This window comes from Streptomyces sp. NPDC031445 (assembly GCF_055581365.1).
Genome location: NZ_JBVIJO010000006.1, coordinates 349,752 through 362,591 on the forward strand (window position 1 = coordinate 349,752; position 12,840 = coordinate 362,591).

A 12,840-nucleotide genomic window follows, 5' to 3' on the forward strand; every position below is an offset into this window, starting at 1 on the left:
ACGGTGTCCCCCTCTTCGTGAGGACACCATGTACAAGATCTTCTTCAAGCTGGTCTTCCAGCGCATGGATCCCGAGAAGGCCCATCACCTGGCCTTCCGCTGGATCCGCCTCGCCGCCCGCGTCCCGGTGCTGCGCACCTTCCTCGCCGCCGCCCTCGCGCCCCGCCACGAGGAGCTGCGCACGGAGGCGTTCGGACTGCGCATGCACGGCCCGTTCGGGCTCGCGGCCGGGTTCGACAAGAACGCGGTGGCCATCGACGGGATGTCGATGCTCGGCTTCGACCACGTCGAGATCGGCACGGTCACGGGGGGGCCGCAGCCCGGCAACCCCAGGAAGCGGCTGTTCCGCCTCGTCGCGGACCGTGCGCTGATCAACCGCATGGGCTTCAACAACGACGGCTCCCTGACCGTGGCGGCCCGCCTGGCCACCCGTGAGCCGGTCTTCAGGACGGTGGTCGGCGTCAACATCGGCAAGACCAAGGCCGTCCCGGAGGCGGAGGCCGTCGCCGACTACGTGAAGTCCGCCGAGCGCCTCGCGCCGTACGCGGACTACCTGGTCGTCAACGTCTCCTCGCCGAACACGCCCGGTCTGCGCGACCTCCAGGCCGTGGACCACCTGCGTCCGCTGCTCACCGCCGTGCGCGCGGCCGCCGACCGCACGGTGGCGAACCGGCGCGTCCCGCTGCTGGTGAAGATCGCCCCCGACCTCGCCGACGAGGACGTCGACGCGGTCGCCGACCTCGCCGTGGAGCTGGGCCTGGACGGCATCATCGCCACCAACACCACCATCGCGCGCGAGGGCCTCGGACTGCGGTCCTCCGCCGCGCTGGTCAAGGAGACCGGCGGCCTGTCCGGCGCCCCGCTCAAGGAGCGCTCCCTGGAGGTCCTGCGGCGCCTGTACGCGCGCGTGGGCGACCGGATCACCCTGGTGGGCGTCGGCGGCATCGAGACCGCCGAGGACGCCTGGCAGCGCATCCTGGCCGGTGCCACGCTGATCCAGGGCTACAGCGCCTTCGTCTACGAGGGCCCCTTCTGGTGCCGCGCCCTGCACAAGGGACTCGCCGCCCGCCTGCGCACCAGCCCGTACGCCACCCTCGCCGACGCGGTCGGCGCCGACGTGAGGAAGCCCGCATGAGCCCGTTGGAGCCCTTCGGCGCCCGGCTGCGCCGCGCCATGGACGAGCGCGGACCGCTGTGCGTCGGCATCGACCCGCACGCCTCGCTGCTCGCCGAGTGGGGCCTGGACGACGACGTCGCCGGCCTGGAACGGTTCAGCCGCACGGTCGTCGAGGCCCTGGCCGACCGGGTGGCGGTCCTGAAGCCGCAGAGCGCCTTCTTCGAGCGGTTCGGCTCGCGCGGTCTCGCCGTCCTGGAGAAGTCGGTCCAGGAGGCGCGCGCGGCCGGCGCCCTGGTCGTGATGGACGCCAAGCGCGGCGACATCGGCTCGACCATGGCCGCCTACGCCGAGGCGTTCCTCCGCCCCGGCGCCCCGCTGTTCTCCGACGCCCTGACGGTCTCGCCCTACCTCGGCTACGGCTCGCTGAGCCCGGCCGTCGCGCTCGCCCGCCGGAGCGGGGCCGGCCTGTTCGTGCTGGCGCTGACCTCGAACCCGGAGGGCGGCGAGGTGCAGCACGCCGTCCGCGCCGACGGGCGGAGCGTCGGGGCGACCGTGCTGGCCCACCTGGCGGCCGAGAACGCGGGGGAGGAGCCGCTGGGCTCCTTCGGCGCGGTCGTCGGCGCCACGCTCGGCGACCTGTCCTCGTACGACCTCGCCGTGGGCGGCCCGCTCCTCGCGCCCGGCATCGGCGCCCAGGGCGCGACCCCGGCCGATCTGCCCCGGGTCTTCGGGGCGGCCGTCCGCAACGTGGTGCCCAACGTCAGCCGGGGTGTCCTGCGTCACGGTCCCGACGTCAGCGCGCTGCGCGGGTCGGCGGAGCGGTTCGCGGCGGAGATCCAGGCCGCCGTGACCGGCGTCTGACCCGTGGCCGCGCGCTCGGCTGAGCGGTCTCGCGCCGACTTGAGCTTGAATACATGCTCAAATCGAGGGCAATATGTCTGCAATGTCTGGCCTCACGGAGGCTGACCAGGACTTTTCCGCTGTTCTCGCTGACTCTGGCGGACTTGCCCGCTAGTCTCCGAGCAGTGGGGGCACCTCCCTCGCCCCTCAGGCAGTGGGGGAGAACGGGCAGCGTGTTGCTCGTGGCTCCCCAGGTGTGGGGCGACTAGGTTCCTCACCGGTCCGTATCCGACAGTTCGACATCCGAGGTGACGTAGGCGTGGCTCTTCCGCCCCTTACCCCTGAACAGCGCGCAGCCGCGCTCGAAAAGGCCGCCGCGGCTCGCCGGGAGCGGGCCGAGGTCAAGAATCGACTCAAGCACTCCGGCGCCTCCCTGCACGAGGTCATCAAGCAGGGCCAGGAGAACGACGTCATCGGCAAGATGAAGGTCTCCGCCCTGCTCGAGTCCCTGCCGGGCGTGGGCAAGGTCCGCGCCAAGCAGATCATGGAGCGTCTGGGGATCTCCGAGAGCCGCCGCGTGCGCGGTCTCGGTTCCAACCAGATCGCCTCCCTGGAGCGTGAGTTCGGCAGCACCGGCTCCTGAGTCCGCCTCCCGGCGGACCGGGAGTCCCGGGCACTCCGGGATTGCTGGAATAATCGCTGCATGAGTGAACGTCCGCGGCTGACCGTGCTCTCCGGCCCCTCGGGGGTCGGCAAGAGCACGGTCGTCGCCCATATGCGCAAGGAACACCCCGAGGTCTGGCTCTCGGTGTCGGCGACGACCCGCAAGCCGCGCCCCGGTGAGCAGCACGGAGTCCACTACTTCTTCGTGACCGACGAGGAGATGGACAAGCTGATCGCCAACGGCGAGCTGCTGGAATGGGCCGAGTTCGCCGGCAACCGCTACGGCACCCCCCGCGCGGCGGTGCTGGAGCGGCTGGAGAACGGCGAGCCCGTCCTGCTGGAGATCGACCTCCAGGGCGCCCGGCAGGTCCGCGAGTCCATGACCGACGCCCAGCTGGTGTTCCTCGCTCCGCCCTCCTGGGAGGAGCTGGTGCGCAGGCTGACCGGCCGGGGGACCGAGCCGCCCGAGGTCATCGAGCGCCGCCTGACGGCGGCCAGGACCGAGCTGGCGGCCGAGCCGGAGTTCGATACGACCTTGGTCAACACCTCCGTCGAGGACGTGGCCCGTGAGCTGCTAGCCTTGATGGACGTTGTGTGATCGTGACTGTGATCACGATGTCTGATTCTTTCCCATCCATCGGAAGGTAGAGCGTGTCCTCTTCCATCACCGCGCCCGAGGGCATCATCAACCCGCCGATCGACGAGCTTCTCGAGGCGACCGACTCGAAGTACAGCCTCGTGATCTACGCGGCCAAGCGTGCCCGCCAGATCAACGCGTACTACTCCCAGCTCGGTGAGGGCCTCCTCGAGTACGTCGGTCCGCTCGTCGACACCCACGTCCACGAGAAGCCGCTGTCGATCGCCCTGCGCGAGATCAACGCCGGTCTGCTGACGTCCGAGGCCGTCGAGGGCCCCGCGCAGTAGTACTTTCAGATTGAGCCTGACTTATCCACAGGCCCGGCAGTCATGCTGCCGGGCCTGTGGTGTGTCATGGGTGGTGCAGATTCTCGAACGCGAGGAGCCATGGTGGACAAGCCGAAGGTCGTGCTGGGGGTCAGCGGTGGCATCGCCGCCTACAAGGCCTGTGAGCTGCTGAGGAGGTTCACGGAGTCGGGCCATGACGTCCGCGTCGTGCCGACCGCCTCCGCGCTGCACTTCGTCGGCGCCGCCACCTGGTCCGCGCTGTCCGGGAACCCGGTCGCCACCGAGGTCTGGGACGACGTCCACCAGGTGCCGCACGTCCGCATCGGCCAGCACGCCGACCTGGTCGTCGTGGCCCCGGCCACCGCCGACATGCTCGCCAAGGCCGCCCACGGCCTCGCCGACGACCTGCTGACCAACACCCTCCTCACCGCCCGCTGCCCGGTCGTCTTCGCCCCGGCCATGCACACCGAGATGTGGGAACACCCGGCCACCCAGGAGAACGTGGCCACGCTGCGCCGCCGCGGCGCCGTCGTCGTGGAACCCGCCGTGGGCCGCCTCACCGGCGTCGACACCGGCAAGGGCCGGCTGCCCGACCCGGCGGAGATCTTCGAGGTGTGCCGCCGGGTGCTGGCCCGCGGTGTCACCGAGCCCGACCTCAGGGGGCGGCACGTCGTCGTCTCCGCCGGCGGCACCCGCGAGCCCCTGGACCCGGTCCGCTTCCTCGGCAACCGCTCCTCCGGCAAGCAGGGCTACGCCCTCGCCCGCACCGCCGCGGCCCGTGGCGCCCGGGTGACCCTGGTCTCCGCCAACGCCGGCCTGCCCGACCCGGCGGGCGTGGACGTCGTCCGCGTCGGCACCGCCGTCCAGCTGCGCGAGGCCGTCCTCAAGGCCGCCGCGGACGCCGACGCCGTGGTGATGGCCGCCGCCGTCGCCGACTTCCGCCCGGCCGCCTACGCCACCGGGAAGATCAAGAAGAAGGACGGCCAGGACCCGGACCCGGTCGTCCTGGTGCGGAATCCGGACATTCTCGCGGAGATCTCCGCCGACCGGGCCCGGCCGGGACAGGTCGTCGTCGGCTTCGCCGCCGAGACCGACGACGTCCTCGCCAACGGCCGCGCCAAGCTCGCCCGCAAGGGCTGCGACCTGCTCGTGGTCAACGAGGTGGGGGAGCGCAAGACCTTCGGTTCCGAGGAGAACGAGGCGGTCGTGCTCGGTGCCGACGGCAGCGAGACCCCGGTGCCGCACGGCCCCAAGGAAGCCCTGGCCGACACCGTCTGGGACTTGGTCGTACGGCGTCTGGACTAACCCCCGGCAGGCGATCGGGCGAACTCGGCGTCACGTTCACGCCATGCCGAAATCCGGTGTGGCGGCCCTGGCCAAGGCCGCTCGCCATTGTGCAGAATGCCCGTGCCGCAGGTCACAGCGCTCCCGAGAGGCGAGACGGTGGCCCGCCGGTCGAGTGCGACCGATAAACTGTTCACGGTCGGCGCCAGGCGCAGCCCCGCGTCGACCGTAAATGATCAGCCAGCAGCCGCTGCAACCACAGGGAGCGTTGTGTCCCGTCGCCTGTTCACCTCGGAGTCCGTGACCGAGGGTCACCCCGACAAGATCGCTGACCAGATCAGCGACACCATTCTCGACGCGCTCCTGCGCGAGGACCCGTCTTCCCGGGTCGCCGTGGAGACGCTCATCACCACCGGCCTGGTGCACGTGGCCGGCGAGGTGACGACGAAGGCGTACGCGGACATCGCGACCCTCGTCCGCAGCACCATCCTGGAGATCGGCTACGACTCCTCCAAGAAGGGCTTCGACGGCGCCTCCTGCGGTGTGTCGGTGTCCATCGGAGCGCAGTCCCCGGACATCGCACAGGGTGTCGACGCGGCGTACGAGGCCCGGGTCGAGGGCGACGAGGACGAGCTCGACCGGCAGGGCGCGGGCGACCAGGGCCTGATGTTCGGCTACGCCTCCGACGAGACGCCGACCCTGATGCCGCTGCCGATCTTCCTGGCGCACCGGCTGTCCAAGCGCCTGTCCGAGGTCCGCAAGAACGGCACCATCCCCTACCTGCGCCCCGACGGCAAGACGCAGGTCACCATCGAGTACGACGGTGACAAGGCCGTCCGCCTGGACACGGTGGTGGTCTCCTCCCAGCACGCCTCCGACATCGACCTGGAGTCGCTGCTCGCCCCGGACATCCGCGAGTTCGTGGTGGAGCCGGAGCTGAAGGCGCTGCTGGAGGAAGGCATCAAGCTGGACACCGAGGGCTACCGGCTGCTGGTCAACCCGACCGGCCGCTTCGAGATCGGCGGGCCGATGGGCGACGCCGGCCTGACCGGCCGGAAGATCATCATCGACACCTACGGCGGCATGGCCCGGCACGGCGGTGGCGCCTTCTCCGGCAAGGACCCGTCCAAGGTGGACCGCTCGGCGGCGTACGCGATGCGCTGGGTGGCGAAGAACGTGGTCGCGGCGGGCCTGGCCTCCCGCTGCGAGGTCCAGGTCGCCTACGCCATCGGCAAGGCCGAGCCGGTGGGCCTGTTCGTGGAGACCTTCGGCACCCACAAGATCGAGCCGGAGAAGATCGAGAAGGCGATCGACGAGGTCTTCGACCTGCGCCCGGCCGCGATCATCCGCGACCTCGACCTGCTCCGCCCGATCTACGCCCAGACGGCGGCCTACGGCCACTTCGGCCGCGAGCTGCCCGACTTCACCTGGGAGCGCACCGACCGCGTGGACGCACTGCGCAAGGCCGCCGGCCTGTAACCCGGCCCGCCGCTGCCGCCGAGGCCCGGTTCCCTTCGGGGGGCCGGGCCTCGGCGTCGCCGCCGGCCGGCGGACCGGCCGCGTTGTCAGTGGGGTTTGCAAGAATGCAAGCGTGAGCAGCGAGAACGGGTCGGGGGGTGGCGGGGCCGAGGGGGCGCCGCCGGAGCAGCTCGCGCTCATCCGGGAGAGCGTGCGTAAGGCGAAGGTGCCACGGGCCAAGCCCCGGACCTGGCGGGGCGCCGCGCTCGCCGAGAACCTGCCCGTCGCACGCGTGCTGGTCGACAAGGGCGTGCTGCACCTCGACCGGTACTTCGACTACGCCGTGCCCGCGGAGCTGGACGCGGACGCCCGGCCGGGGGTGCGGGTGCGGGTGCGGTTCGGGGCCGGCCGGCACCGGGTCCGCGACGGACGCCGGGAGGGCGGCGGGCTCATCGACGGCTTCCTCGTCGAGCGGCGCGCCGAGTCCGACTACTCCGGACCGCTGGCCGCGCTCGCCCAGGTGGTGTCGCCCGAGCCGGTGCTGAGCGAGGAACTGCTCGGCCTCGCCCGCGCCGTCGCCGACCGGTACGCGGGCAGCCTCGCCGATGTCCTCCAGCTGGCCGTGCCCCCGCGCAGCGCCCGCGCCGAGCAGCGCCCGTCCCCCGAGCCGCTGCCACCGCCCCCGGCGCCGGAGCACGGCTCCTGGACCCGCTACGAGCACGGGGGCGCCTTCCTGGACGCCCTGTCGTCCGCGGGGGCGCCCAGGGCCGTCTGGAACGCGCTGCCGGGGCCGCTGTGGAGCGAGGAGCTGGCCCGGGCCGTCGCCGCCACCCTCGCCTCCGGGCGCGGCGCCCTGGTCGTCGTACCGGACGGGCGCTCGGCCGCGCGCGTGGACGCCGCGCTCACCGCGCTGCTCGGCACCGGCCGGCACGCGCTGCTCACCGCCGACGCCGGGCCCGAGAAGCGGTACGCGCAGTGGCTGGCGGTGCGGCGCGGATCCGTGCGCGCCGTCGTCGGCACCCGGGCGGCGATGTTCGCGCCCGTCCAGGATCTGGGGCTCGTCGCGATCTGGGACGACGGGGACGACAGCCACAGCGAGCCGCACGCCCCGCAGCCGCACGCCCGCGATGTCCTGCTGCTGCGCGCCGCCCTGGACAAATGCGCCTTCCTGCTGGGGAGTTGGGGCTGCACCGTGGAGGCCGCCCAGCTCGTCGAGAGCGGCTGGGCCCGGCCGCTGGTCGCCGGGCGGGAGCAGGTGCGCCGGGCCGCGCCCCTGGTCCGGACGGTCGGGGACGACGACCTCGCCCGCGACGAGGCCGCCCGCGCCGCCCGGCTGCCCACGCTCGCCTGGCAGGCGGCCCGTGAGGGGCTGCGGCACGGGCCGGTGCTGGTGCAGGTGCCCCGGCGCGGCTACGCGCCCCGCATGGCCTGCGCCCGGTGCCGGGCGCCCGCCCGGTGCCGGCACTGTTCCGGCCCGCTCCAGGGGCAGGACGCGGGCGTCCTGCGCTGCGGGTGGTGCGGGCGTGAGGAGGGCGCCTGGCACTGCCCGGAGTGCGGCGGCTTCCGGCTCCGGGCCCAGGTCGTGGGCGCGCGCCGGACCGCCGAGGAGCTGGGGCGCGCCTTCCCCGCCGTACCGGTGCGCACCTCGGGGCGCGAGCATGTGCTGGACACCGTCCCGGCCGCCCCCGCGCTGGTCGTCAGCACCCCGGGCGCCGAACCGGTCGCCGAGGGCGGCTACGCGGCGGCCCTGCTGCTGGACGGCTGGGCCATGCTCGTACGCCCCGACCTGCGGGCCGGCGAGGACGCGTTGCGCCGGTGGATCGCGGCCGGGGCGCTGGTGCGGCCGCAGAGCGAGGGCGGCACGGTGGTCGTGGTGGCCGAGCCGACCCTGCGGCCCGTCCAGGCGCTGGTGCGCTGGGACCCGGTCGGGCATGCCGTGCGGGAGCTGGCAGAGCGGGCCGAGCTGGGCTTTCCGCCGGTGTCCCGGATGGCGGCCGTGTCCGGGCCGGCCGCGGCCGTCGCCGAGTTCCTGGCGGCGGTCGACCTGCCGCCGGACGCCGAGGTGCTGGGACCGGTGCCGCTGCCCCCGCCCCCGCCCGGCGGAGCACGCAGGCCCGGCGCCGCGCCGCCCGGCGAACACTGGGACCGGGCGCTGGTCCGCGTACCACCGGGCAGCGGCTCCGCCCTGGCCACGGCGCTGAAGACCGCGCAGGCCGCGCGGATGGCACGGGGCAGCGGGGAGGCGGTCCGGGTACGGATCGATCCGCCGGACATCGGGTGACGGGGGGACACCGGCCGGCCGGTGTCCCCCCCCGCACGCGCGACTGCCCCGACCGGGTGGGAGGACACGCCCGCCCCTCCCGGACGTGGCCCGGGAGGGGCGGCGGTGGGGGTGTCAGCCGTTGCGGGGGCCCGGAAAGGCCGTCGGGCGGGCGTCGTCGCGCAGTGTCGGGCTGCCCGCCGTCGGCTGCGTGGGCATGGAGCGGGCCGCGGGGACCGTGGGCAGCCCGGTGTTCACGTTGATCGTGCGGGTGCCGGACGGCTCCGGCGTCCGCTCCGCCTCCGCCGCCGCCTGGGCCGCGGCGCGGCGGGCGCCGTACCGGCGGTGCACGGCCTGCTTGGTGACCCCGAGCGCGGAGCCCACCGCGTCCCACGAGAAGCCGAGCGAGCGGTCGAAGTCCACGGCGGACGTGACCAGGGTTTCGACACTGTCCCGGAGTTCCTGGGCGAGCCGGACCGTCGGGGCGGGGGCGCGCCCGTAGACGACGAAGCCCGTGGACGGGCCGGAGCGGCGCGGGCGGTAGACGTTGCCCAACTGGGCGGTGAGCGTGCGCAGCGCGTCCACCTGCCGGCGGACCCTCTCGATGTCCCGCACCAGCAAGTGCAGGCTGGCCCGGGCCTGGGCGTCGTGGGTTGCGTGGTCGGCCATGAACAAGCCTCTCGAACCGGCGTTGAAAGGAATTGGGCCGCGACAGCGGCCCGATGTGGTCAACTCTTTCTTGACCAACGCGCCTACGCTCCGCTGGTCACGGGCTGGGGGCGTACGGGCATATGCGTACGCCGCCCACCCGCTCGTGCGCCGTCCAAGGTCATAGACTGGTGCGCTGCCCGCGCATCCCCGCCCGAGAGGCCCGATCCCGCCCATGAAGCTCGTCTTCGCCGGTACCCCCGAGGTCGCCGTTCCCGCTCTGGACGCTCTGCTCGCCTCCGGGCGGCACGAGGTGGCCGCCGTCGTCACGCGGCCCGACGCGCCGGCCGGGCGCGGACGCAGGCTGGTCGCGTCGCCCGTGGCCGAGCGGGCGGAGGAGGCCGGGATCGAAGTGCTCAAGCCGCTGAAGCCCCGGGACCCGGAGTTCCTGGAGCGGCTGCGCGAGATCGCCCCGGACTGCTGCCCGGTCGTCGCCTACGGCGCCCTGCTGCCGAAGGCCGCCCTGGACATCCCCGCCCACGGCTGGGTCAACCTGCACTTCTCGCTGCTGCCCGCGTGGCGCGGCGCCGCGCCGGTCCAGCACGCCATCATGGCGGGCGACGAGATCACCGGGGCGTCCACCTTCCTCATCGAGGAGGGGCTGGACTCCGGGCCCGTCTACGGCACCGTGACCGAGGAGATCCGCCCCACCGACACCAGCGGCGACCTGCTCACCCGGCTCGCCTTCGCGGGCTCCGGGCTGCTCGCGGCCACCATGGACGGCATCGAGGACGGCACGCTGAAGGCCGTACCGCAGCCCGCCGAGGGCATCACCGTGGCGCCGAAGATCACCGTCGAGGACGCGCAGGTGGACTGGGCGGCGCCCGCGCTGCGCGTCGACCGGGTCGTGCGCGGCTGCACGCCCGCGCCCGGAGCCTGGACCACTTTCCGCGGCGAGCGGCTCAAGCTCGTCCAGGTCACGCCCGTGCCCGAGCGCACGGACCTCGCGCCGGGCCGCCTGGCCGTGGGCAAGAACAGCGTCCACGCGGGCACCGGGTCGTACGCCGTCGAGCTGCTGTGGGTCCAGGCCCAGGGCAAGAAGCCGATGCGCGCGGCCGACTGGGCCCGCGGGGTGCGCATCGCGGACGGCGAGACGCTGGGCGGCTGACGCCCGGAGCGAGGACGGGAGCGGGGGAGCGGAGGCCGGCGCTCCCCAGCGGCGCGGAGCGCGCCTGGACGGCGGCGCCGGTCGAGGCCGGGCGGCGGCAGGGGCGAGCCCGGGCGGCGGGCCCCTGCGTCCGGCGACGTACGCTGGAGGCGCATCCCCTCTTCACACCCGGAGCACCTTTTTCGTGAGCGAGCAGTCCCGGCGGCCCCGCAAGCCCGCCAAGCCCTACCGCCGTCCCCAGAAGGACCCCGTCCGCTTCCTGGCCTTCGAGGCGCTGCGCGCGGTGGACGAGCGGGACGCGTACGCCAACCTCGTGCTGCCCCCGCTGCTGCGCAAGGCCCGGGAGCAGGGCGACTTCGACGCCCGGGACGCCGCCCTCGCCACCGAGCTGGTGTACGGCACGCTGCGCCGCCAGGGCACGTACGACGCCGTCATCGCCGCGTGCGTCGACCGGCCGCTGCGCGAGGTGGACCCGCCGGTGCTCGACGTACTGAGCCTGGGCGCGCACCAGTTGCTCGGCACGCGCATCCCCACCCACGCGGCCGTGTCCGCCTCGGTCGAGCTGGCCCGGGTCGTACTCGGGGACGGACGGGCCAAGTTCGTCAACGCCGTGCTGCGGAAGGTGGCCCAGGACGACCTCGACGGCTGGATCGAGAAGGTCGCGCCGCCCTACGACGAGGATCCCGAGGACCACCTCGCCGTCGTGCACTCGCACCCCCGCTGGGTCGTCTCCGCGCTGTGGGACTCCCTCGGCGGCGGCCGGTCCGGCATCGAGCGGCTGCTGGCGGCGGACAACGAGCGGCCCGAGGTGACGCTCGTCGCCCGGCCGGGCCGCGCCACCACCGGGGAACTGCTCCGCGAGGACGCCGCCGTACCCGGACGCTGGTCGCCGTACGCCGTGCGGCTCGCCGAGGGCGGCGAGCCCGGCGCGGTCGAGGCCGTGCGCGAGGGACGCGCCGGCGTCCAGGACGAGGGCAGCCAGCTGGTCGCCCTCGCGCTGGCGAACGCCCCGCTCGACGGTCCCGACGAGAGGTGGCTCGACGGCTGCGCCGGACCGGGCGGCAAGGCCGCGCTGCTGGCCGCGCTCGCCGCCGAGCGCGGGGCCGCGCTGCTCGCCTCGGAGAAGCAGCCGCACCGGGCCGGGCTGGTGGCCCGGGCCCTGCACGGCAACCCGGGGCCGTACCAGGTCATCGCCGCCGACGGCACCCGCCCGCCGTGGCGGCCCGGCAGTTTCGACCGGGTGCTGGTCGACGTTCCGTGCACCGGCCTCGGCGCCCTGCGCCGCCGCCCCGAGGCCCGCTGGCGCCGCCGTCCCGAGGACCTGGACACCTTCGCCCCGCTCCAGCGCGCTCTGCTGCGCACGGCCCTCGACTCCGTCCGCGTCGGCGGCGTCGTCGGCTACGCCACCTGCTCGCCGCACCTGGCGGAGACCCGCGCGGTCGTCTCCGACGTGCTCAAGCAGCGCACGGACACGGAACTGATCGACGCCCGCCCCCTCCTGCCCGGCCTCCCCGACCTCGGCGAGGGCCCGGACATCCAGCTCTGGCCGCACGTACACGGCACGGACGCGATGTACCTGGCCCTGATCCGCAGGACTGGATGACGCGGGGTCCCGAAAGGGGCGCGGGGAACCGCGCGGCCACCCTCCCCCGGCCCGCACACGAGCCCCCGCCCCAAGGGACCGCCGCTACAGCCCGGCGCGGCGACATGGCAGGCTTGGGTCATGGCCGTGCAGATCAACCCCAGCATCCTGTCCGCCGACTTCGCCCGCCTCGCGGAGGAGGCCGAGGCGGTCCGAGGCGCCGATTTCCTCCATGTCGACGTCATGGACAACCACTTCGTCCCGAACCTCACGCTCGGCGTGCCGGTGGTGGAGTCCCTGGCCCGTGCGACGGACACCCCGCTGGACTGCCACCTCATGATCGAGGACCCCGACCGGTGGGCGCCCCAGTACGTCGAGGCGGGGGCGTCGTCGGTCACCTTCCACGTGGAGGCCGCCGCCGCTCCGGTGCGGCTCGCCCGGGAGATCCGCGCCAAGGGGGCCCGCGCCTCCATGGCGCTCAAGCCGGCGACGCCGATCGAGCCGTTCGAGGACCTGCTGCCGGAACTCGACATGCTGCTCGTCATGACGGTGGAGCCCGGCTTCGGCGGCCAGGCGTTCCTCGACATCATGCTGCCGAAGATCCGCCGCACCCGTGAGCTGATCAAGAAGCACGGTCTTCAGCTGTGGTTGCAGGTCGACGGCGGGGTCTCGGCCTCGACGATCGAGCGGTGCGCGGACGCGGGAGCGGACGTGTTCGTCGCCGGCTCGGCCGTCTACGGTGCCAAGGACCCGGCGGAAGCCGTACGCGCCCTGCGCGCCCAGGCGGAGGCGGCCACCGGCAAGGCGTCCTGGGCATGCGACCACTGAGCCACGGCCAAGTGAACGGTTAAGTGAACGGCGCCCATCAGGGCAGATCAGTCGCCCCGAATCTGCAAG

The 12,840-nt window shown here is 73.7% G+C and carries 11 protein-coding genes and 1 pseudogene; 11 read left to right on the forward strand and 1 reads right to left on the reverse strand.

From position 1 onward, the window contains the following. Positions 1 to 28: 28 nt before the first annotated feature. The 8 genes and pseudogenes from ACZ5DC_RS18955 to ACZ5DC_RS18990 all read left to right on the forward strand — a co-directional run bounded on the left by ACZ5DC_RS18955 (position 29) and on the right by ACZ5DC_RS18990 (position 8,566). Complete coding sequence (locus tag ACZ5DC_RS18955; RefSeq protein ID WP_468654047.1) at positions 29 to 1,135, forward strand: quinone-dependent dihydroorotate dehydrogenase; 1,107 nt, start codon at positions 29 to 31, stop codon at positions 1,133 to 1,135. Beyond that, positions 1,132 to 1,977 carry an orotidine-5'-phosphate decarboxylase gene (gene pyrF / locus ACZ5DC_RS18960; protein ID WP_366750905.1) on the forward strand — a complete coding sequence of 282 codons (846 nt, stop codon included), beginning with the start codon at positions 1,132 to 1,134 and terminating at the stop codon, positions 1,975 to 1,977. Before ACZ5DC_RS18955 ends, pyrF begins: the two co-directional genes overlap by 4 nt. Positions 1,978 to 2,275: 298 nt before the next feature. Further along, a complete protein-coding gene (locus ACZ5DC_RS18965) occupies positions 2,276 to 2,599 on the forward strand; it encodes an integration host factor (protein ID WP_003977346.1) in 324 nt (107 codons plus the stop codon). Between the two features lie 27 nt (positions 2,600 to 2,626). Continuing rightward, a pseudogene (gene gmk, locus ACZ5DC_RS18970) lies at positions 2,627 to 3,217 on the forward strand (guanylate kinase); the annotation flags it as partial. A gap of 53 nt (positions 3,218 to 3,270) precedes the next feature. Continuing rightward, entirely contained in the window at positions 3,271 to 3,543 is a 273-nt protein-coding gene (gene rpoZ / locus ACZ5DC_RS18975) for a DNA-directed RNA polymerase subunit omega (RefSeq protein WP_003982715.1), read from the forward strand. Between the two features lie 102 nt (positions 3,544 to 3,645). Next, positions 3,646 to 4,848 (forward strand): bifunctional phosphopantothenoylcysteine decarboxylase/phosphopantothenate--cysteine ligase CoaBC, encoded by a 1,203-nt coding sequence (gene coaBC, locus ACZ5DC_RS18980; protein ID WP_468654192.1) that lies wholly within the window; start codon positions 3,646 to 3,648, stop codon positions 4,846 to 4,848. Positions 4,849 to 5,097: 249 nt separating this feature from the next. Beyond that, positions 5,098 to 6,306 carry a methionine adenosyltransferase gene (metK, locus tag ACZ5DC_RS18985; protein ID WP_366750907.1) on the forward strand — a complete coding sequence of 403 codons (1,209 nt, stop codon included), beginning with the start codon at positions 5,098 to 5,100 and terminating at the stop codon, positions 6,304 to 6,306. 112 nt (positions 6,307 to 6,418) lie between these two features. Beyond that, positions 6,419 to 8,566 (forward strand): primosomal protein N', encoded by a 2,148-nt coding sequence (locus tag ACZ5DC_RS18990; RefSeq protein ID WP_468654050.1) that lies wholly within the window; start codon positions 6,419 to 6,421, stop codon positions 8,564 to 8,566. 114 nt (positions 8,567 to 8,680) lie between these two features. On the opposite strand, the gene ACZ5DC_RS18995 is transcribed toward ACZ5DC_RS18990, so the two are convergent. Continuing rightward, entirely contained in the window at positions 8,681 to 9,214 is a 534-nt protein-coding gene (locus ACZ5DC_RS18995; RefSeq protein ID WP_468654051.1) for a hypothetical protein, read from the reverse strand. Positions 9,215 to 9,428: 214 nt separating this feature from the next. Here ACZ5DC_RS18995 and fmt point away from each other — a divergent pair, with 214 nt between their 5' ends. The 3 genes from fmt (at position 9,429) to rpe (ending at position 12,771) form a co-directional block, all read left to right on the forward strand. Next, complete coding sequence (fmt, locus tag ACZ5DC_RS19000; RefSeq protein WP_468654053.1) at positions 9,429 to 10,361, forward strand: methionyl-tRNA formyltransferase; 933 nt, start codon at positions 9,429 to 9,431, stop codon at positions 10,359 to 10,361. A 184-nt stretch (positions 10,362 to 10,545) separates the two neighbouring features. Then, entirely contained in the window at positions 10,546 to 11,964 is a 1,419-nt protein-coding gene (locus ACZ5DC_RS19005) for an RsmB/NOP family class I SAM-dependent RNA methyltransferase (RefSeq protein WP_468654055.1), read from the forward strand. A 120-nt stretch (positions 11,965 to 12,084) separates the two neighbouring features. Next, entirely contained in the window at positions 12,085 to 12,771 is a 687-nt protein-coding gene (gene rpe, locus ACZ5DC_RS19010) for a ribulose-phosphate 3-epimerase (protein WP_468654057.1), read from the forward strand. Positions 12,772 to 12,840: the final 69 nt, after the last annotated feature.